The sequence below is a fragment of the Clostridium sp. genome (assembly GCF_036639235.1).
Lineage (GTDB): Bacteria > Bacillota > Clostridia > Clostridiales > Caloramatoraceae > Clostridium_AB.
Genome location: NZ_JAVWJB010000023.1, coordinates 1 through 22,637, shown reverse-complemented (window position 1 = coordinate 22,637; position 22,637 = coordinate 1). Strand labels below are relative to the sequence as shown.

Annotated in this window: 20 protein-coding genes and 1 other annotated feature; of the genes, 17 read left to right on the top strand and 3 right to left on the bottom strand. The window is 33.3% G+C overall.

The features are described 5' to 3' along the window. The 8 genes from RR539_RS07020 to RR539_RS06985 all read left to right on the top strand — a co-directional run. Positions 1 to 678, top strand: a 678-nt coding sequence (locus RR539_RS07020) for a potassium transporter TrkG (RefSeq protein ID WP_332483593.1), incomplete at its 5' end; no start/stop codon positions are given. A 16-nt stretch (positions 679 to 694) separates the two neighbouring features. After that, entirely contained in the window at positions 695 to 1,354 is a 660-nt protein-coding gene (locus RR539_RS07015) for a potassium channel family protein (protein WP_332483594.1), read from the top strand. A gap of 9 nt (positions 1,355 to 1,363) precedes the next feature. Next, positions 1,364 to 2,137: a TrmH family RNA methyltransferase gene (locus RR539_RS07010; protein WP_332483595.1), complete on the top strand. Its 774-nt coding sequence runs from the start codon at positions 1,364 to 1,366 to the stop codon at positions 2,135 to 2,137. Positions 2,138 to 2,189: 52 nt separating this feature from the next. Next, positions 2,190 to 2,415: a binding site (T-box leader), on the top strand. A gap of 52 nt (positions 2,416 to 2,467) precedes the next feature. Continuing rightward, on the top strand, positions 2,468 to 3,490 hold the full coding sequence (gene pheS / locus RR539_RS07005) for a phenylalanine--tRNA ligase subunit alpha (protein ID WP_332500283.1): 1,023 nt from the start codon (positions 2,468 to 2,470) through the stop codon (positions 3,488 to 3,490). Between the two features lie 13 nt (positions 3,491 to 3,503). Next, positions 3,504 to 5,870, top strand: a complete 2,367-nt coding sequence (gene pheT, locus RR539_RS07000) for a phenylalanine--tRNA ligase subunit beta (protein WP_332483596.1) — start codon at positions 3,504 to 3,506, stop codon at positions 5,868 to 5,870. Positions 5,871 to 5,957: 87 nt separating this feature from the next. Further along, entirely contained in the window at positions 5,958 to 6,569 is a 612-nt protein-coding gene (zapA, locus tag RR539_RS06995) for a cell division protein ZapA (protein WP_332483597.1), read from the top strand. A 112-nt stretch (positions 6,570 to 6,681) separates the two neighbouring features. Then, positions 6,682 to 7,311: a hypothetical protein gene (locus RR539_RS06990; RefSeq protein ID WP_332483598.1), complete on the top strand. Its 630-nt coding sequence runs from the start codon at positions 6,682 to 6,684 to the stop codon at positions 7,309 to 7,311. A gap of 81 nt (positions 7,312 to 7,392) precedes the next feature. Next, the gene (locus RR539_RS06985; protein ID WP_332473125.1) at positions 7,393 to 7,917 is read left to right on the top strand and encodes a hypothetical protein; all 525 of its coding nucleotides are present in this window, start codon (positions 7,393 to 7,395) and stop codon (positions 7,915 to 7,917) included. A gap of 56 nt (positions 7,918 to 7,973) precedes the next feature. Here the strand turns inward: RR539_RS06985 and RR539_RS06980 are convergent, their stop codons facing one another. Both RR539_RS06980 and argB read right to left on the bottom strand, forming a co-directional pair. Beyond that, positions 7,974 to 9,128 (bottom strand): aspartate aminotransferase family protein, encoded by a 1,155-nt coding sequence (locus RR539_RS06980; protein WP_332483599.1) that lies wholly within the window; start codon positions 9,126 to 9,128, stop codon positions 7,974 to 7,976. After that, positions 9,106 to 9,996, bottom strand: a complete 891-nt coding sequence (gene argB / locus RR539_RS06975; protein ID WP_332473127.1) for an acetylglutamate kinase — start codon at positions 9,994 to 9,996, stop codon at positions 9,106 to 9,108. The genes RR539_RS06980 and argB overlap by 23 nt, the downstream gene beginning before the upstream one ends. Positions 9,997 to 10,159: 163 nt before the next feature. Between argB and argC the strand changes: the two genes are divergently transcribed. The 3 genes from argC (at position 10,160) to RR539_RS06960 (ending at position 13,114) form a co-directional block, all read left to right on the top strand. Continuing rightward, complete coding sequence (gene argC / locus RR539_RS06970; protein WP_332473128.1) at positions 10,160 to 11,194, top strand: N-acetyl-gamma-glutamyl-phosphate reductase; 1,035 nt, start codon at positions 10,160 to 10,162, stop codon at positions 11,192 to 11,194. 11 nt (positions 11,195 to 11,205) lie between these two features. Continuing rightward, positions 11,206 to 12,426, top strand: coding sequence for a bifunctional glutamate N-acetyltransferase/amino-acid acetyltransferase ArgJ (gene argJ / locus RR539_RS06965; protein ID WP_332483600.1), 1,221 nt, complete (start codon positions 11,206 to 11,208; stop codon positions 12,424 to 12,426). Between the two features lie 112 nt (positions 12,427 to 12,538). Then, positions 12,539 to 13,114, top strand: coding sequence for a copper resistance protein NlpE N-terminal domain-containing protein (locus tag RR539_RS06960; protein WP_332483601.1), 576 nt, complete (start codon positions 12,539 to 12,541; stop codon positions 13,112 to 13,114). Between the two features lie 70 nt (positions 13,115 to 13,184). Here RR539_RS06960 and RR539_RS06955 read toward each other — a convergent pair whose 3' ends face one another. Further along, entirely contained in the window at positions 13,185 to 14,519 is a 1,335-nt protein-coding gene (locus tag RR539_RS06955; protein ID WP_332483602.1) for a sodium-dependent transporter, read from the bottom strand. Positions 14,520 to 14,623: 104 nt separating this feature from the next. On the opposite strand from RR539_RS06955, the gene RR539_RS06950 reads away from it, so the two are divergent. The 6 genes from RR539_RS06950 to RR539_RS06925 all read left to right on the top strand — a co-directional run. Then, positions 14,624 to 17,047, top strand: a complete 2,424-nt coding sequence (locus RR539_RS06950) for a DUF3656 domain-containing U32 family peptidase (RefSeq protein WP_332483603.1) — start codon at positions 14,624 to 14,626, stop codon at positions 17,045 to 17,047. A gap of 65 nt (positions 17,048 to 17,112) precedes the next feature. Continuing rightward, positions 17,113 to 19,482, top strand: a complete 2,370-nt coding sequence (locus RR539_RS06945) for an endonuclease MutS2 (protein WP_332483604.1) — start codon at positions 17,113 to 17,115, stop codon at positions 19,480 to 19,482. A gap of 23 nt (positions 19,483 to 19,505) precedes the next feature. Further along, a complete protein-coding gene (locus RR539_RS06940) occupies positions 19,506 to 19,685 on the top strand; it encodes a hypothetical protein (protein WP_332473133.1) in 180 nt (59 codons plus the stop codon). A 153-nt stretch (positions 19,686 to 19,838) separates the two neighbouring features. Further along, positions 19,839 to 21,131, top strand: coding sequence for an APC family permease (locus RR539_RS06935; RefSeq protein WP_332483605.1), 1,293 nt, complete (start codon positions 19,839 to 19,841; stop codon positions 21,129 to 21,131). A gap of 103 nt (positions 21,132 to 21,234) precedes the next feature. Next, on the top strand, positions 21,235 to 22,356 hold the full coding sequence (locus RR539_RS06930; RefSeq protein WP_332500282.1) for a DUF2920 family protein: 1,122 nt from the start codon (positions 21,235 to 21,237) through the stop codon (positions 22,354 to 22,356). Between the two features lie 129 nt (positions 22,357 to 22,485). Then, a partial coding sequence (locus tag RR539_RS06925) for a flagellin N-terminal helical domain-containing protein (RefSeq protein ID WP_442878403.1) occupies positions 22,486 to 22,637 on the top strand: 152 nt, incomplete at its 3' end.

Genomic DNA, 22,637 nt, shown 5'->3' with positions numbered 1-22,637 from the left:
TACTCATTACATACTAAGGTAGTTGTGATAACAACATTATTATTAATTGTAGTTGGAGCTGTACTATTTTTTATTTTAGAACATAATAACCCGAAGACCATGGGTGATTTAAGTGTTAGAGATCAGGTAGTAGCTAGTATATTTGCATCTGTTACACCAAGAACAGCAGGGGCAAACACAATATCTACCACTGATATGACAATTGCATCACAGTTTTTAACTGTTATATTAATGTTTATAGGTGCATCACCAGGTTCAACAGGTGGAGGTATTAAAACAACAACAATGATGATTCTTTTAATGACCATTGTTAGTGTTATTAACGGACGTGAAGAAACTGAAATCATGAAAAAAAGACTAAATAAGGCAGCTGTTTATAGAGCCATAGCAATAACCTTTATAAGTTTTGTGCTTGTTTCAATAGTTACTATGATACTTGCAATTACCCAAAAGGGAAGCTTTATGCAGTTTATATATGAGGCAACATCAGCCTTTGGTACTGTGGGATTATCACTTGGACTAACTCCAACACTTACACCAATTGGTAAAATTGCTATAATAATAACTATGTATGCAGGAAGACTTGGTCCATTAACACTTGTACTTGCATTTGCGTATAGACAAAGATTATCTAATACATCAATAAGATATCCTGAAGATAAGATAATAGTAGGATAGTTAAGGAGGAGAAGATATGACTTCAAAACAATATATTATAATAGGTCTTGGAAGATTTGGTGCCAGTATAGCAAAGACTTTATATTCACTTGGAAATGAGGTTCTTGCAGTAGATGTTGATGAGGAGGTAATTCAGGATATATCACCTGATGTTACACATGCAGTTCAAGCAGATGCTACTGATGAGGGAGTACTTAGAGCACTAGGACTTAGAAATTTTGATGTTGCAGTAATTACAATAGGATCAGATGCACAGGCTAGTATAATGGCAACTCTTCTAGTTAAGGAACTTGGAGTGAAATACGTTATAGCAAAGGCTCATAATGAGGTTCATGCTAAGGTTCTATACAAAATAGGAGCAGATAGAGTAGTATTCCCAGAGCGTGATATGGGGGTTAGAGTTGCACATAATCTATGTTCATCAAGTATACTTGATTATATAGAACTTTCACCAGATTATAGCATAATGGAAGTTACTGCTATTAATAAGTGGGTTGGAAGAACTCTTAAGGACCTAGATATTAGAAGTAGATTTGGAATTAACGTTATGGCGATTAAGCGTGGTAACGATATAAATATATCACCTACAGCAGATGAATTCGTTAAAAAAGGAGATATTCTAGTTGTAATAGGTGGAACAGAGTCACTAAAGGTAATTGAAGAATATAGCGAGTAGGAATAGGATATGATATCAAAGGATAATAAATTAGTAAAAAAGGCACAAAAACTTAAACAAAAGAAATACAGAGAGTCAGAGAATTTATTTATAGCAGAGGGAATAAGATTTGTAGAGTGTGCTATAGAGAATAACTCACTTGAGTATATTTTATATAGTAGTAAGCTTTACTCAACAAGTGGATACGAAAGGGTACTTGATTCAGGACTTGACACATATGAGATTGAGGAAAGTGTACTTGAGAGTATATGTGATACAGTTAACCCACAGGGAGTTATAGGAGTATGTAGAAAAAGCCTATATGAAGTAGAGGATGCACTTGGAAATCTTGTTGCCATAATAGATGGGGTTCAGGACCCAGGTAATATGGGAACTATAATTAGAACCTGCGATGCAGCGGGGGTGTCTGGTATAGTTATACTTAAGGGAACTGTAGATATATATAACCCTAAGGTTTTAAGGTCTACTATGGGATCTATCTTCCATATGCCTATAGTTCATATAGATAGTTTACTGTCTATTAAGAGTAGACTTGACGAGAAAAATTACAATATACTAGCTACAAGTTTAGAAGCTAAGTTATCCCTATATGATTATGACTTCTCAAACAATACAGCATTTATATTAGGTAATGAGGCTAATGGAGTTAGTAGTGAAAGCTTCTCACTTGCAACAGACCTTATTATAATACCTATGGAGGGAAGTGCAGAGTCACTTAACGTAGGTGTTGCAAATGGTGTTATTGTATATGAGGCCCTAAGACAGAAAATATCAAGGGGATAAGCTAATTGACATATATCTAATTTATGGTACAATTGTATAGTGAAATCAGAAATAATGGGCTTTGAAAGAGGCAAGTAGAATAATGTCCTTTACAGGGAGGGTTAACCGTAGATTGAGAGTTTACCTACTGAAGAGTTATTTGAAGTTTCCCTCTGGAGCATTCTAGTTGAAGTTTTTAGTAGGCTAGAACGGTTGAAATCGTTAATTTTTACTTTAAGTGGGTATAGAAATATACCAATTAGGGTGGTACCACGGAGAATACAGCCTTCGTCCCTTTCAGGGATGGAGGCTTTTTTATATTTAAATTCAAAACGAAAGGAGACTATCTACATGAAGGATCAATTAAATCAAATTCAAAATGATGCAATAGCGGAAATTAATGCCTCAGAAAATAGTCAAAGTATAGAAGAAATACGTGTAAAATACCTTGGGAAAAAGGGACTATTAACAGGTATACTAAGAGGAATGGGGAAGCTTTCAGCTGAGGAGAGACCTTTAGTTGGAAAGATTGCTAACGATGTACGTGAAGCAATTGAATCAAGCCTTGAGACTGCTATTAAGTCAATTAAAGACAAAGAAAAGAATGCTAGACTTCAAAATGAGGTTATAGATATTACTATGCCAGGTGTTAGACGTGAAATAGGAGGTCTTCACCCAATTAATAAGGTTCTAGACGAAATTAAAGAAATATTCTTTGGTATGGGATTTGTTATTACAGATGGACCAGAGGTTGAGAAGGATTATTATAACTTTGAAGCACTTAATATTCCAAAGAACCATCCAGCTAGAGATGAGCAGGATACATTCTACATTAATGAGAATGTAGTTCTTAGAACACAAACATCACCTATGCAGATTAGATATATGGAAGATAATAAGCCACCTATAAGAATGATTTCAGCAGGTAAGGTTTATAGATCAGATGCGGTAGATGCTACTCACTCACCTATATTCCACCAAATTGAAGGACTTGTTATAGACAAGGGAATCACAATGGCTAACCTTAAGGGTACACTTGATACTTTTGTTAAAACATTCTTTGGGGAGAACATAAAGACTAAGTTTAGACCACACCACTTCCCATTTACAGAGCCATCAGCAGAGGTTGATGTATCATGCTTTATGTGTGACGGTAAGGGATGTAGAGTATGTAAGGGTGAAGGATGGATTGAAATCCTAGGATGTGGAATGGTTCACCCAGAGGTTCTTAAAGCAGGAGGAATTGACCCTGAAGTATATAGCGGGTTTGCCTTTGGTATGGGACTTGAAAGAATAGTTATGATTAAGTACGGAATAGATGATATAAGACTATTATTTGAAAATGACGTTAGATTCTTAAAGCAATTTAACTAAGGAGGTAAGTGTTATGAAGGTACCATTTAAATGGATGTTAGAATATGTAGACCTAGATGAGAATATGTACGATGTTGCTGATGCATTAACTTTATCAGGTTCAAAGGCTGAGGAAGTTGTTGAAACAGGTAAGGAAATTAGCAAGGTAGTTACTGGTAAAATAGAGAAAATAGAAGGTCATCCAGATGCTGAAAAGCTTGTTGTTTGCCAAATTAACGTAGGACTTGAAGAAAATATTCAAATCGTTACAGGGGCAAAAAACGTTTCAGAGGGAGATATAGTTCCTGTTGCAATGCACAAGTCAACTCTTCCAGGGGGAGTTACAATTAAAAAGGGTAAGCTTCGTGGAGTAGAATCAAACGGAATGCTTTGTTCAGAAGAGGAACTTGGAATTCCTTATGAGGGAGAAATTCAGGGAATCATGATTCTAGACGAAAGCACTCCAATTGGAGCTGACATTAAGGAAGTACTTGGACTTAATGGTGGAACTATAGAATTCGAAATTACTTCAAATAGATCAGATTGTTTTGGAGTATACGGAATTGCTAGGGAAGCTGCAGCTACATATGGTAAGGAGCTAAAGCCTCTTGCAGTTAACTATAGTGAAGATAAAGACACTATAATGCACTACTTAGATGTTAAGGTTTCAGATGCATTATGTAGAAGATATATGGCTAAGATGGTTAAAAACGTTAAGGTTGGACCATCACCAGCATGGATGCAAAAATCCCTTGAAGAAGCAGGGGTTAGACCTATTAACAATATAGTAGACGTTACTAACTATGTAATGTTAGAACTTGGTCAACCAATGCATGCATTTGACTACAATTTCATTAAGGGTAGTAAGATTGAAGTTAAAAAGGCAAATGATAATGAGAAGTTTACAACACTTGATTCACTTGAGAGAGAACTAGATTCATCGATGCTTGTTATAGCTGACGGAGAGAAGACTGTTGCTATAGCTGGTGTTATGGGTGGAGAGAATTCAGAAGTTACTGAAGACACTAATGTTATTGTACTTGAGTGTGCTAACTTTGATGGAACTAATATTAGACTTACATCAAAGAAGTTAGTACTAAGAACAGATGCATCAGGAAAGTTCGAAAAGGACCTTGATCCAAATTTATGTGAACTTGCTATTAATAGAGCATGCCACCTAATTGAAGCAATTGGTGCAGGTCAAGTTATTAGTGATGTAATTGATGTATATACATCAAAGGTACAAGATTACAAAATGGAAGTTAGCTCAACTTGGGTTAGTGAGTTCCTGGGAATCGATATAACAGTTGAAAGAATGAAGGAAATCCTTATAAGCCTTGGAATGAAGGTTGAAGGTGATGAGATTCTTTCTATAACAGTACCTTCATTTAGACAAGATATTAGAATTAGAGAAGATATAGCTGAGGAAATAGTTAGAATATATGGATATGATAAAATTCCATCAGTTAGAATTAAGGGAGAAGCTGTTGAGGCTGCTTGGACAAAGGAGCAAAAGCTAACTTCACTTGTTAAGGAAACAATGGTAGCTTCAGGATTCTTTGAAGCATTAACATATTCATTTATCTCACCTAAGGTATTTAACCTAGTTAAGATAGGTGAGGATAGTCCTCTAAGAGACTGTGTTAAGATAAGCAACCCTCTAGGAGAAGACTTTAGCCTTATGAGAACAACAACTATGCCAAGTTTACTTGATTCACTTTCAAGAAACAACGCTATGGGTAACAAGGAAGCATTCTTATTTGAGGTTTCTAAGGTATACCTAAAGAGTGATGATGTTCTTCCACATGAGAAGTTAAAGCTTACAATAGGAATGTATGGAGAGGTTGACTTCTTCGAACTTAAGGGAGCTATTGAGGTTCTACTTGAGAAGCTTTCAGTACCTAAGTTTGTATTTGAAAGAGAAGCATCAAACATGTCATACCACCCAGGAAAAACAGCAAATATACTTGTTAGAAATAAGGTAGCAGGAACATTTGGAGAACTTCACCCAGATGTACTAGAAAACTATGGATTTGATAATAGAGTATTCTTTGCAGAAATAGATCTTGAGAGCTTATTTGAAGCTTCAAAAACAGAGAAGAAGTACAAGGCTCTACCTAAGTACCCAGCTGTAACAAGAGATATTGCAATGCTTGTTGATGAAAATATTACTGTTGGTGAAATAGAAAATATAATCAAGAAAAATGGTAAGGCTATACTTGAAGAGGTTAAACTGTTTGACGTATATAGAGGAGCTCAGATTCCAGAAGGTAAGAAATCAGTTGCTTATGCCCTTATTTATAGAGGAGAAAATAAGACTCTTAAGGATGAGGAAGTTAATAAAGTACATGAAAGTGTTGTTAAGGCACTATCAGATAAATTAGCTGCAGAACTTAGATAGTAAAAAAACTTGAAGGAATAACTAGATTAGATGTAGAATTACTACAACAATACAATTTCTTAAACAAAATTGAAAGGGTGTCCTAGTATGACTAAGGAGAAAGTAGTAGTTAAAATTAATGGTGCAGAATACACTTTAAAAGGTGATGGTTCAGAACCATATCTATATTCTATAGCAAGTTATGTTGATAGAATAATCAAGGATATACTAACAAGTAATCCTATGCATAGTAACAGCTCTGCCTCTGTTCTTACTGCTTTAACAATAGCAGATGATTTATTCAGAGCTAACGAGAAACTTCAACAAATAGAAAAAGAGGTTAATATACCTAGGGATCGTGAAGAAAAACTTAGAGCCCAGTATGATAAGCTAAAGGAAGCTTATGTTTCCGTAAAAAGTGAAAATGATTTATTAGAAGAAAATAATCTTAAAATCACTACAACTATTGAAACCCTTGAAAAGTCATTAAGCTTTAAAGAAAAGGAAGTTCAAAGACTTAAGGAAAATTCTATTTCAATAGAAGAGGAAAATAGAATTCTCAAAGAAAAGCTTAAAGAATCAGAGGAAGTTAATAAAATACTAATTAAGAAAAATGATAGCATAAAAAATCAGGCTATGGAGGCTTTAATAGAAGCCACAACCTTAAAGAAAGAAATAAAAGACTTTAAAGAAGCAAGGCTAAATAGCAATATTGTTTAATAGTCTTTGACGCCCTTAAGGCACCTAATGAAAATTAGGTGCCTTTTAGTATATTTACATATATATGTAAATATACTAAAATAATACTTATAACTATCTGGAGGTGGGGATAATGTCAATAAACTCAAGTAGAGTAGAAGGACTTTCAAGACTTATAGCAGACAGATTTTTAAATGACCCAAGACTCGATTATACTTTAGACGGAATAGAAGATAGGTTTGGTTTTTTAGTTAAGTACGGAAAAAGCGAAATTAATGGATTTATGAAGCATGGTAATGTTAGGATACTTGGTGAAAATGAAGGGATAATAATAGGATATAACAAGAAGGAAATGGGATGGTTTAAGTACTTAAAATCTATTTTATCCGCCCAAAATAGCCTATTTAAAAGTATTACTAAGGAAGAAAAGAAAAAAATACTTGAAAATAGCAAGGTGGTTAAAAAGGTTAGTGATATTTCATGGCATAAAAGAGCAGTAAACACTAATGGATATTATCATGTATTAACTCTAGCTGTTAGAGGAGATTTAAAGGGAACAGGTGCTTTTAGAAGATTAATTACACCTTTAATAGAGGAGTGTAATGAGAAGAATATATGTATTGTGCTTGAAACTAATAATAAGGATAATATACCTATATATGATCACTTTGATTTTAAAATCTTTGAGACCCTTGAAAGTGATGATATAGACCTTGTTCAATATTCTATGATAAGATATCCTGGTAAGTTAACTGAAAGCTAATAATTTTATATGTTTCAGCAATTGTAATAATTATGATAACTGTATATAATTTAATTTAAAGTGCTTTAAGGGAGAATAGACATGGGTAGGGAATTATATTTTGTTAACAAGAACTATGATATTAGAGATTTTCATATATATGTAGAAGGGAAGAAGCTTAAACAGTGTTGTGATTACATGAAAAGAGTACATTCATTTACCTATAACTCTAATAAGGACAGGGTTAACGTTAAAATTATTCAAAAACATCCATGTGAATCCTATAGGGCTATGATATCAGAATCTCTTTTTTATTTAATATTAGATTTTATTGTTAGGAAAGATGACACTAAGGAATTTAGAGCAAGATATGAGTGTGATATAGACCTTGTTGACTGTAATATAGTTAATATAGATATGAAAAGACAAACATATAGCTTATCGGAAGTTAAATACGAATTTATAGTAAACTCTAAAACATCTAATATAGATGAGAAAATAAATGAATTTGAATCACCGGAATATTTAAAGCGTAGATATAAGATGTTTAAGATATTTGGGTATTTAATACCTATACTTATGCCAATAGCATTACTAATTATAATATTAATTTCAGCTAATATATAAATATTACTTAAAGAGCAAAATGGACTGAATCATGCCTGATTCAGTCCATTGCCAATTTATAGAGAGTTTAGAAGTAGGCTTAAACACTGATCTATTTCCTCATATGATACATTTAGTGGAGGAAGTAGACGAACAACATTTTCCCCAGCTCCTATTAACAGAAGCTTATTTTGAAGGGCGTTAAGAACTACCTTTTGAGGGTCTTCAACCTCAATACCTATTAAAAGTCCAAGTCCCTTAGCCTTTTTAACAGAAGGATTTTTCTTAATTATTTCTTCAAGTTTATCGAATATATATTTTGATTTTTCATTAACATCTTTAAGCATATTCTTATCAAGAATTTCATTAATTACTGCAAGGGAAGCTGCACATGCAAGTGGGTTACCACCAAATGTACTTCCATGATCTCCAGGAGTTAAGATATTTGATACTTTTTCATTAACAATAGTAGCACCTATTGGGAATCCCCCTCCAAGTCCCTTAGCAAGACAAATAATATCTGGGGTAAAGTTAAAGTTTTCATATGCGAAGAAGGTACCAAGTCTACCTATTCCACACTGAACCTCATCAAATATAATAAGTACATTATGTTTTGCACAAAGCAGCTTAATTTCATCTAGAAAATCCTTGTTAAGTGATATAATCCCGCCTTCTCCTTGAATAGGCTCTAGAATAACTGCACATGTATCATCATTTATCTTATTTTTAATACATTCTATATTATTAAGTTCACACTCAAGTGTACCACCTATAAGTGGTGCAAATGGTTCCTGGTACTTACTTTGACCAGTAACAGATAGTGCTCCCATTGTTCTTCCGTGGAATGAGTTCTTCATATAAATAATATTTGTTTTGTTAAGATTTCCAGTTGATTTACCGTATTTACGAGCAAATTTTAATGCAGCCTCAACTGATTCAGTACCACTATTACAGAAAAATACTGATGAAAGATTAGAAAGACTTACTAATTTATCAGCAAGTGATGTTTGAATATCACTCCAGTAAAGATTTGAAATGTGAAGTAATTTATCACATTGCTCCTTTAAGGCGTTTTTTATAACATCTGGGCAGTGACCTAAACAGTTAACTGCAACTCCAGAAACAAAGTCTAAATACTTATCTCCATTTGTTGAGTAAAGGTATGTTCCCCAGCCTTTTTCGAAAGTTATATCAAATCTTTTATATGTGTTAGTTAATAGCTTGTTTTCCATTTATAAAATCCCCCTTAATTGATGTTGAAACTGTAGTATTTAAAAATGCACTATTAATTAGAGAATGCTCACTACGTCCATCTACAAGATGAACCTGATTAGTGCCCATCTCTATTGCATGTAAGCAGCATTCCATTTTAGGAATCATGCCACCATGAATAACTCCACTACCTATTAAATTCTTTATTTCAGAGGTTGTAACCTCCTTTAGTAGTGATGATTTATCATCAATATCTAGATAAACACCTTCAACATCTGTCATTAGTATAAGTTTATCTGCATTTAATGAGGCACTAACAGCACCTGCAACGTAGTCAGCATTAATGTTATAGATTTTGCCCAATCCATCAAATCCAATAGGAGCAATAACAGGTACTATACCTTCGGCTATAAGCATTTTTAAAAATGATGAATTAATAGATTCAACCTCACCAACAAATCCTAAGTCGATTTTTTCTCCATTTATATATGAATATTTTTTACGAGCCTTAATAAGTGAACAATCACGTCCAGATAGTCCTATAGCCTTAAGTGAATACTTTGAAAGCATACCTGAAAGTTCCTTATTAACGCTACCACATAATGTCATTTCAACTATTTCCATAGTGTTTTTATCAGTAACACGAAGACCATTAATAAACTTAGTTTCGCATCCAACCCTTTCTAAAACACTAGATATATTAGGTCCACCACCGTGGACAATAACTACATTAATATTATTTTCCTTAAGATAAGCTACATCTTCAAAGAAGGCTTTCTTACAAGATTCTGATTTCATAATACTGCCGCCGTATTTTATAACAATTGTTCTACCTTTATATTCATTAATATTTATATTATTTAAATTGAATTTTAAAGAATTTTTCATAATTATAACCTCCATATCCAAATATAACTAAATCCACCCTATACACATAATTATAAGTATAAATTTATAATTATACAAGACTTATTTATAAATATTTATAAAAAATTATTGAATAATTATTCTGCATATCGTATAATATGCTTAAAGTATAGGAGGGGTTCATATGATTAGAGCAGGTATTGTAGGTGCTACTGGTTACGCTGGACAGCAGCTATTTCATATATTATTAGGACATAAAGAGGTAGAAGTAAAGTTTATATCAGCAAATAGTAGTGCAGGTGTATATATAGATGATATGTATGGGAATTATAGTAATATTATTCATGAAAAGTGCATAGGTATGGATGAAGCTGTAAGTAAACTTAATGAAATAGATGTATTATTTTTAGCACTTCCACATGGTACAGCCTTTGATATGGTAGAAATTGCATATCAAAAGGGGGTAAAGGTAATAGATCTTGGTGCGGATTATAGAATAGACGACTATAAAGAATATGAGAAATGGTATGAGGTTAATCACAAAAACCCACATTTAATTAATGAAGCAGTTTATGGACTTTGTGAAATTAATAAGGAAAAAATTAAAAATAGTAAAATAATAGCTAATCCAGGTTGTTACCCAACTGCTAGTATATTAGCTCTTTATCCACTACTTAAACATGGGATAATAGATGGAGATAAAATTATTATAGATGCAGCATCAGGAACAAGTGGTGCAGGTAGAAGTGCAAAGGTTCCTAATTTATTCTGTGAGGTTAACGAGAACTATAAGGCATATGGGGTAGCTTCACATAGACATACTCCTGAAATAGAGCAGGAACTTAAAAAGGCAAGTGAGGATGCTTTAATATCGTTTACTCCCCATTTAGTTCCAATGCAAAGAGGTATTCTTGCAACATGTTATGGATTCTTAAAAAATAATATAAGTGAAGAAGAAATATTTAAAATATACGAAAATGAATATAAGGACAAGCATTTTATTAGACTTTTAAAAACTATGCCAGAAACTAGATGGACTAGGGGAACAAATTTCTGTGACATATCTTTTAAGGTAGATACAAGAACTAATAGAATTGTAGTTGTTTCAGCAATAGATAATTTATATAAGGGTGCAGCTGGACAGGCTGTGCAAAATATGAACATAATGTTTGGGTTTAAGGAAGAAGAAGGTATTAATAGCATTGCATGTGCACCATAGGAGGGATAATTATGAAAATTTTAGAGGGAAAGACAATAACAGATGTTAAAGGATTTAAAGCAGGTGGAGTTTATAGTGGGGTTAAGCAAAGTAAGAATCTTGACCTTGCAATAATATATAGTGAAGAAAAAGCTATAGCATCAGGATGTTTTACACAAAATAAGGCTAAGGCAGCTCCTGTTATATATAATCAGGAAAACATAGATAATGATAATATAAGAGCTATTGTAATTAATAGTGGTAACGCTAATGCCTGTACAGGAAGTAAGGGATATGAAGATGCTTTAAATATGGCAAAGTATACTGCAAAGGGACTTTCAATAGAAAGTAGTAGTGTACTTGTAGCATCAACAGGGATTATTGGTGTTCCACTAGATATGGAAAAAATTCAAAAGGGAATTGAAGATGCAGCTAAAATAGTAAGTGTAGATGGTGGAGTTAATGCAGCAAAGGCAATACTTACAACAGATACTTTCTCAAAGGAGATTGCTGTTGAGGTTATGTTAAATGGCACTCCATGTACTATAGCAGGTATTGCTAAGGGTTCAGGTATGATTCACCCTAACATGGCAACAATGCTAGCATTTATTACAACAGATGCTAATATATCGAAAAATGTATTAGATGATATATTTAAGGAAAGTGTTAAATCAAGCTATAACATGGTTTCAGTAGATGGGGACACAAGTACAAATGACATGTCTATAATACTTGCTAATGGAGAATGTAAAAATGAATTAATTAATAGTAGAGAAAGTATAGGATACTCAGAATTTAAGGCTGCACTTGAATATGTAAACGAAACCCTTGCAAAGCTTATTGCTAAGGATGGAGAAGGTGCCACTAAGCTTTTAGAGGTTAAAATAAAGGAAGCTGCTACACTTGAGGACGCTAGAGGGTGTGCAAAGTCTGTAGTATCATCTAATCTTTTAAAGTGTGCACTATTTGGTAATGACCCAAACTGGGGAAGAATAATATGTGCACTTGGGTATTCAGATTCTAATATAGATATGGATATAATAGATGTATTTTTAAGAAATGAAACAGAAAGCATACAAATAGTAAAAAAAGGTGTAGGGATAAATTTTGATGAAGCATCAGCAGAGAAGTTACTAGATTCTAAAAACATTTCAATTGTAGTTAATCTAAAGCAGGGTTCATATGAAGCAACTGCTTGGGGATGTGATTTAAGCTTTGAATATGTGAGAATTAACGGGTGCTATAGAACATAAATTAATTTTAGGGTTTGTAGTAGATAGATTTATTCGCATATATTTATATTGTTTGGGAATAATAAGAAAGAAATATAGGCATGGCCTTAATTTACTTAGGGAGGAAATTATTATGAACAAACAATTTAAGAAGGTTACAGCACTTGTTTTAGGAGCTGTTACAGCGGCAATGCTGCTTGCTTCATGTTCTGCAAATGACGCTAAGACAGATCTTGAGAACGGAGCTAAGTCTGCTGTTGAAGACGTTAAAAAGGGAGCAGAGGATGCTAAGAATGCAGCAGAGGATATAGCAGGTGGAACTGACCAACAATCAAAGTCTAAGCAAGAATTCGATACTAATCAAGCTAAGGGATCAGAAGCTGCTCTTGTAGGTTCATGGTCAGGTGTAGAAGCAGATGGAGATAAGTATACTTTAACCCTGTATAGTGATTCTACATATGAGATTAGAGAATACGACCAAAGTGATAACGAGAAGAGTGTATGCTGTGGTAAGTACTCAGTTAAGGATAATATGATTACACTTAGCAGAGAGAAAGAGAAGAAAAATGGCAAGGTAGTTGATAATAAGGAAGTTGACACATACTACTATACATTAGACAACTCTAATAAGCTTACTATTAAAGAAGATGGCACGGTTGAGATAATTTTAAATAAAGAAAACAACATTAAAGATAAGATAATAAAATAAATAAAGTAGTAGATATAAAGTGCACCCTGAATGTTAGATATGTCTAACATATAGGGTGCATTTTTTATATTTAATAAGTTATAAGATTTGTTAAAAAAACTATAATTATAGAAATTGGAACCAAATAGCGTATAGAGTAGTACCAAAGGTTAAAAATAAGCCTAGGAATAGGTTTGGGGTAGGATAATACCTTGAACAATTTTTCTTTTTTCATATTTATAGGTATGAATAGTGATATAAATAGTGCCCCAAGTGGCATTAAAATATTGCTAACTAAAAAATCGATAGTATCAAAGTATGTTAGTGAGAATAATTTAAACTGTGAAAGTACACCAAATGATAGGGTAGATGGAATACCTACAGCGAAAATTATAATACCTAGTGTAAAGGATGTTTTAATTCTTTTAGAATTATCTCCTTTTATTGTTGAGCTAACCAGAATTTCAAGCATTGAAAAACCAGAGGTTAATGCTGCAAATAAAAATAATATTAAAAACCCAACAAAAAACATATTACCAAGTGGTACCCTACTAAAAACATTAGGTAGAACTGAAAATAGTAGTGAAGGTCCCTCAGCTGGACTTAGATTAAAGGTAAACACTCCAGGGAAAATAGAAAGCCCTGCTAGTAGTATTACAAGTAAATTCATAAGAACAATACTAACAGTTGCAGAGTTAATATTAGATTCTCGTGGTAGATAGGCACTATAAGTAACCATAGCACTACACCCAAGGCTAAGTGCAAAAAACGATTGACCAAGGGCAAAGAGTATTGATTTTGAGGTTAACTTTGTAAAGTCAGGGTATAGTAGAAATTTAACCCCATCCATAGCTCCTTCAAGTGTTAGGGAACGTATTATTACAAGAATAAAAATAATAAACAATACAGGCATCATGATTTTACTAGCTTTTTCTATACCTTTATCAACTCCACGTGACACAATATACACTATTATAAAAAGAAATATAAAGTGACCTAAAAGGGTTTCATATGGATTAGATGATATTTCATTGAATAATAGGGAGTAATCAATATTTCCGGTTAGACTGCCTGTAAGGCCCTTAAATATATAAATAACTATCCATCCACCAATGGTACTATAGAAGGAAAGTAGTAAAAATACAGTAACCATGCCAAGGGCACCAACTAAATACCATTTAGTTGAGGGTGCTATTTCTGTATATGCTTCAATAGCACTTTTAGATGTTGTTCGGCCGATTACAAATTCTCCGAGTAGTAGTGGCATTGCAAGTAAAAAAGTAAAAAGTATAAATACTAGAAAAAAAGCACCGCCACCGCTTATTCCTGCAATATATGGGAACTTCCATATAGCCCCAAGACCTATTGCAGAACCTGCTGCAGTTAATATAAAACCAAGCCTAGACTTGAATTGTGTTTTTCCCATTGTAACTTCCTCCTTAAAGATAAGAGTTTCCATAAGTATATTCTTTTTATTTTGACCACAATTGTATATAATTATTGATAGAAACTAGATTGGAGAAATAATTTATGTCAGAGATTTTAGCACCTGCTGGAGATTTTGAATGCCTAAGGGCTGCAGTACTTAATGGTGCAGATGCAGTATATATTGGTGGAAGCGAATTTTCAGCAAGAAAATATGCAAGTAATTTTGAAAGAGAAGAAATAACAGAGGCGGTTAGATTCTGTCACTGCTACAATGTTAGACTTTATGTAACTATTAATACACTTCTTGACGATAGGGAGTGTTTAAGTGCCCTTGAATATGCTAAGTTTTTATATGAAACAGGGGTAGACGCTGTTATAGTCCAGGATTTAGGGTTTTTAAAACTTCTAAAGGAGCATCTACCGAATCTTGAAATTCATGCAAGTACCCAAATGAGTGTACATAACCTAGAAGGGGTTAATATGCTTTATGAAATGGGAATAACAAGGGTTGTACTTGCGAGAGAATTAACCTTAAAAGAAATTAAATATATTAAGGAAAACACTAAGGCTGAACTTGAGGTATTTGTTCATGGAGCCCTATGTATATGTTTTTCAGGACAATGTTTATACAGCAGTATGATAGGTGGAAGAAGCGGAAATAGAGGCACCTGTGCACAGAGCTGTAGAATGGAATACAGTTTAGATGGAGGCGAAAAAAGCCACTTACTAAGTCCTAAGGATTTATCAGCACTTGAGTATATAGAAGCTCTAACTGATATAGGAGTAGACTCCCTTAAAATCGAAGGTAGAATGAAAAGATTTGAATACGTTGCAACGGTAGTATCTTCTTATAAGAAAGCTATTGAAGGAAGACTTCAAAAAAGAGATGTTCAAAACGTAACTCAAATATTTAATAGAGGTGGATTTACATCAGCCTTTTTCCACGGTAAGCAGGGAGGAGACATGATGAGTTATACTCGTCCTAAAAACTGGGGAGTATATATTGGTGATATTATATCAGTTAAGGGTAAGTACTGCCATATAAAGCTTATGAAGTTCCTTGCTAAGGAAGATGGTGTTGAGATTTTTTCAAAGAATAAGGGCGGAAAAATATCTAAAATTGAAGTAAATGGAATTGAGGTAGAAGAGGCAAAGCCAGGAGATATTGCAGTTGTATACCTTGAAGGCGGCAAAAAGGGAGATAAGATTTATAAGTCCTCAGATAATAAGCTTTTAAGTGAAGCTAAGGAAACGATAGAGGTTAAATCATCTCCTAAGAGAATGATTACAGGTGTTTTCACAGCTTATGTAGGAGAAAAGCCAAGTCTTACAATTAACCTTGATAGTTATATTGTTAAAAAGGGAATGGAAACCTTTAAAGAGGGAGAATTTAATAACCCTATTTCAATAACTGTTTTAGGAGATGAATGTGAAAAGGCAATTAATAGGCCTACAACACCCCAGAAGATAGATGAGTCACTTAGAAAGCTTAAGGATACACCATTTGAATTTGATAGTATTTATATAGATGTTTCAGATGATGTTATAATACCAGTGTCAAAGCTTAATCTTATGAGAAGGGAAGCAATAGAAAAGCTTTATGATGCCCTTCAAGGAGCTAAGAAGGCTGAGGATATTCATGTTGAAAGTGACAAGGGAAGAAAGTTTAATAAAAAGACACTTGTAGCATCAGTAGATCTAAATTCAGCTATAGCCTCATATGAAGAGGGTGCAGACTTAGTATTTTATGGTGGAGACGACTTAAGATTCAATAGACGTATTTTTAAGGATTTAATTGATCTTAAAAATAAGGGAATTAATATTTACCCATGGTACTCTGAAATTGCATTAGAAGAAATGGATAAAGTAAAAAACGAAATTAAGATTCTAAAGAAAAACGGAATAGATAAGTGTCTTTGTTCAAATCTTGGAATATATAAGATTTTAAAAGAGGAAGGGTTTAAGGTTTATCTAGATAAGGGATTTAATTTATTTAATTCATACTCATTAGAAACACTTAATAACGAAAGTGGATTATTATCACCAGAGCTTAACTTAAAGCAGCTTAAAAATATAACCTTAAAAACAAGCCATAGTAGTATGGTTCATGTTCATGGTAGACAAAAGCTTATGGTAAGTAGACACTGCCCGGTTGGAAGTAGCCTAGGGGCGGGTAAGGAAGATTGTAGTATACTTTGCGGTGATAAGGTTCATTATATGAAGGATAGAATGGGAGAGGATTTTCCTATTTATACAGATATGCTTTGTAGAAGTCATATCTACAACTCAAAAACTCTTTGCACTTTAGAGCATATGAAGGATATACTTTCACTTAATGTAGAGTATTTAGAGATAACATTCCTAGATGAACCTATTAATCAGGTTAGAAATGTTATTAAGGCATATAAAGATGCTATAATAAGAGGACAGAGTAAGGATTATTTAGTAGGTGATTACCAAAGTGCGGTGATAGACTCCTTAAATGGCGAAATAACTAAGGGGCATTTTTATAGAGGAGTTATATAGTTATTGGAACTACACATCCTATACATGGTAAAATATATATATCTTACTTTTAAAAAGGAGAATGTATGAGGGATAAGACATTAAGAATATTAGAATATAGTAGAATAATAGACTTACTTGAGGGTAGAGCTGTTTCTACAGTTGGAAAGAAGACATGTAGAGAATTAATGCCTTCAACAAGTATACATGAGGTGTCAGAGCAGCTAATTGAAACTAGCGAGGCACTTGATATAGTTTTGAAATTTGGTAGTCTACCATTTGATGGTGTTAGAAATATTGAGGATTCAGCACATAGGGCGAGAAAGGGATTTACCCTAACTCCACTGGAGCTTTTAAATATTTCTGGGCTTTTAAGGTGTACAAAGTCACTTAAGGACTTTTTTGAAGATGGTTCAAAGGACGAAATGTTCCCTATAACCTTTCAAATGGTAGATACACTTGTATATATAAAGTCTCTTCAGCAAAGAATAGAAGAGGTAATAGCTTCATCTGATGAGGTTTCAGATAGGGCTAGTGATTTACTGTTTACATTAAGAAGATCTATTAAGGATAAGAATACTAAGATTAAAGAAAAGCTTCAGGGAATGATAACTTCACATAGTAAGTATCTACAGGACCCTATTATAACAATTAGAGGGGATAGATATGTTATTCCGGTTAAGGCTGAGTGTAAAGGGAATGTTCCAGGACTTGTTCATGACCAATCAGCATCAGGTTCTACCTTATTTATAGAACCTATGGCTATAGTTGAAATGAACAATCAGATTAAGGAGCTTATGCTTAAGGAAAAAGCTGAGGTTGAAAGAATTCTTAAGGAGCTTTCAGACCAGGTTAGTAGCTACTGTGATGAATTAGTTCATAATAACAAAAACATAGGATACTTAGATTTTATTATGGCTAAGGGGAAGATGGCACTTGATATGGGGGCTACAATTCCAAGTGTTAATAATAGTGGAATTATAGATATTAAAGAGGCAAGACACCCATTAATAGACCCAGAGAAGGTTGTTGCAAGTGATATTAGACTTGGAAAGGAGTTTAACTGCCTTGTTATTACAGGACCAAATACTGGTGGTAAGACGGTTACTCTGAAGACTACAGGACTTCTAACATTAATGGCAATGTCAGGACTTGCAATTCCAGCACTTAGTGGTTCGGTTATATCAATATTCAAAAATGTATTTGCTGATATTGGAGATGAACAAAGTATAGAACAAAGTTTATCAACATTCTCATCACATATGGTTAATATTGTTGATATTATTAAGCATGTAGATACATCATCACTTGTATTAGTGGATGAACTTGGAGCTGGAACCGACCCAACTGAAGGAGCTACACTTGCTATGGCTATTATGGAAAGCCTATACAGTAAGGGTGCAAAGATTATTGCAACTACCCACTATAGTGAGATTAAGGTTTTTGCTATGGAGAGGGAAGGCTTTGAGAATGCATCAGTTGAATTTGATGTTGAATCCCTAAAGCCAACATATAGATTATTAATTGGAATACCTGGAAAATCTAACGCATTTAACATTTCTAAGAGATTAGGACTTAATGAGGAGATTATTGAATCAGCTAAAATGATGATTTCTAGTGAAGAGACATCATTTGAAAATGTAATACAATCTCTTCAAGATAAGACTATTAAGGCTGAAAGAGAACTAAATGAGGCGCAGCATCTTCGTAATGAGGTTAATAGACTTAAAAAAGAACTAGCTCAAAAAAGTGAAAAAATAGACGAAAAGAAAAATAACATACTAGATAAGGCAAAAAAAGAAGCACAGGAAGTATTAAGACGTGCTAAGGAAGAAGCGGATACAATTCTTCGTGAACTTAATGAACTTAAGGGGAATGCTAAAAACGCTTCAATGAAGGATGCTGAAAAGGCTAGAAAAGCACTTGGGGAAAAACTTGATGAAGCATCAAAGAACAAGATTGGAACAAGTTCTTTAAAGGATGGCATGAAGAAGGTTAAAAGTGTTATGCTTGGAGATGAGGTATATGCATCAACTGTTGCCCAAAAGGGTATAGTTATGAGTTTACCTGACTCTAAGGGTATGGTAGACGTTCAAATTGGAGTTATGAAGATAAAGGTTCCACTAACTAGCCTTGCAGAGGAAATAAGCAAGAAAAAGCAGGTTAAGAAAACCGGCGTTGCTAATATGGTTAAATCAAAGGCTAAAGCTACAGTTTCATCTATTGATCTTAGGGGTCAAATGGTTGATGAGGCTATTTATGAAATAGATAAGTATCTTGATAATGCGTTTTTAGCTGGATATGATTCAGTTCAAATAATACATGGTAAAGGTACAGGGGCACTTCGTAAAGGAGTACAGGAGCACCTTAAAAGACATCATTATGTTAAGAAAATGCGTGATGGAGAATATGACGAAGGTGGAACTGGAGTTACAGTAGTAGAAATTAAAAAATAATATACAGGTCTAAGGAGGAAATCATGGACAACACTAAAATAAACATTGTAGATGATATGATAAGCAAGATTGAAACAATCGAAAAGGACTTAGAAAGTATTAAGATGGAAGTTAAGGGTGAGGATGCTGTTCACCAAAGAGTAGAAAGCATAGAAACTAAACTTCGTGAAATGGAAGAGCTAATAAAGCAAATAGAAGAATAAAATTTAGGGGGAGAGTAATCTTCCCCTTTTTTATGTGGTCCACTAAAGAAGCAAAAAACTAAAGAGGTGGTATTTGATGAATCCACCCTACTAGTATAAAATTACTTAAGTAAAAGGTTTTCTATATACGAAAGACTTGGAGGAAATATACAAATGAACTTAAAAAAAGAATTAGGGCTGTTCCATGCTATAGCAATAGTTATTGGAATGGTTATAGGATCAGGAATATTTTTTAAGCCATCTATAGTATTTGGGGCAGCAGGTTCGCCTATGCTTGGAATACTTGCATGGATAGTTGGTGGAATTATAGCAATGGCAGCAGGACTTACTATTGCAGAAATTGCATCAATCATCCCTAAGGTAGGTGGGGTTTACGCCTATATTAAGGAGATTTATGGTGAGAAGGCAGCATTCTTGCTTGGGTGGGTACAGACTCTTTTATACTACCCAGGAAGTATAGCGGCACTAGCTATTGTGTTTTCAACACAAGCAGCATTTTTAATGCCACTTTCATCAATGCAGCAAAAAGTTATAGCTATATCAGTTGTTTTAGCATTAACTATATCAACTATATACTCAACAAAGCTATCAGGAAGAATACAGGGTATATCAACAGTTGCAAAACTTATACCAATAGCTATACTTGTATTCTTTGGACTATATAACGCAGGTTCTACAGAAATTATCCAAAGTGACATGCCAGCAGTTACAATAACAGGATTTGGAGCAGCAATACTTGGAACACTTTGGGCATATGATGGATGGGCAAGTGCAACTAACATGGCAGGTGAGATGAAAAACCCATCAAAAAACCTACCAAAGGCAATTATACTTGGACTTTCATCAGTTGTAGTTGTATACGTAATCATAAATATTGCAATTATATCAGTAATGCCATTTGATAAGATAATAGCATCAGAAACAATAGCATCCGATGTTGCTGTAGCACTATTTGGTCAAGGTGGAGCATCATTTATTGCAGTAGGTATTATAATTAGCATATTCGGAACCCTTAACGGATACGTACTAACAGGACCTCGTGTTACATACGCTATGGCAGAGAAGAACACAGTACCTTTTAGTGATAAACTTGCATCACTAACTAAGAGTGGAACACCAAGAAATGCACTAATACTTCAGTGTGTACTTAGCTGTATATATGTTATGTCAGGTACATTTGAAATACTAACAAACCTTGCAATATTCTCAATGTGGGTATTCTTTACAATGACAGTGTTTGGAGTATTTATATTAAGAAAGAGAATGAAAGATGTTGTAAGGCCTTATAAGGTACCACTATACCCAGTGATTCCAATAATCGGAGTTGTTGGAGGTGCATACATAGTTATTAATACATTATTCACAGATACCATGAATGCATTAATAGGAATAGGAATAGCCCTTATAGGAATTCCTGTTTATTACTACAAACAAAAAAGAAAATAATATACTTTATAAATAAAGAACTTTAGAAAATTTCTAAAGTTCTTTATTTTATTACATAAAAACCGATATTAAATACATAATTAAAGGCAGAGGGAGAAATGTTATGGCTAAAAGTTATGAAGTTGAAATAGATGCACATAGTAGTATATATAAAAAGGACTACTTAGAGAATAACTATAAAGAGAGAAAGTTAAAGGTATATTTTTCAACTCCTGATAATGAAGTAAATGAACGAACAGGAATACTTCTACTAATACCTGGTTTTGGAGGTAATGCAAATTCTAATGTATATAAAAAAATGAGAAAAGAATTTGCAGATAAATATAACCTGATTACTATTCAATGTGATTATTTTGGATGGGAGTTTATGCAAAGTGATTATGAAAATTTGCAAATAGTAGGAGCAATATTTAATACTAATTGCCAAAGTATAATCGATATGTATAAAAGTAAAATACAAGGATGTAGATCGTTAGACGAGATAATAAATATTGATTATAGGGTTGATACCAAGTTAACTTTTAATAAGTTATGTAATGAATGTATAGATAACTTTTGTGATATGGGAATAATGCAAGGATTAGATAATGTATTAGCAACATTATTTGTTATGAATACTATATATTCAAATGACTATATTTTTAATACTAATAGAGTTATTATAATGGGACAATCCCATGGAAGTTACCTAGCATATTTATGTAATTATTTATGCCAAGGACTTTATACTAATATATTAGACAATTCCTCGTGGGTATTTCCAAGCTATTTAAATGAAGATAGATTTTTTTATAATCAGGTTAAGGATAACTTACTATTTGAAGTAAAACAAAGCTACTACGCTAAAGAGGAAAACTTAAAGCTTAAATATTTATCCTTAGAGAAAATTTATAAGGATTTTTTCAATGAGTGTAAAATAGTAGTTTATCATGGAGCGGATGATGATTTAATAAGTTATAATATAAAAAATGATGCATTAAAGGATATAAATAATGTGGAAATAAATAAAGTTACTAGTGAACATATAGGAAAAGGGATATTTAGTTCTACTAGCCATGGGTGTGGAGCAGATTTTTTAGAATTATTTAATATATATTGGAAGGAAAATATAGAAATAAATAATAAATTAAATTGTGAGCTTAGATATAAAAACAAATCATTTATATTAAATGGGCAGTGCTTTATAGAATATAGCAATAATATACCTGTATATTTTTTAAGATAATTTTGAAAATAGATATAAAGTTAATTAATGACATAGCGATAAGAATAATGTAAGAGATAATTCTTACAAAATATAAGGTATACCCAATGCAAGGATGCAATAAAGGGTAAAACAGGGAGGTAACATATTATGATTATTAATCACAATCTTAATGCAATGAACGCACACAGAAACATGGGAATTAACAATACTAATTCAGCTAAGGCTATGGAAAAGCTTTCATCAGGTCTTAGAATAAACAGAGCTGGAGATGACGCTGCAGGACTAGCTATCTCAGAAAA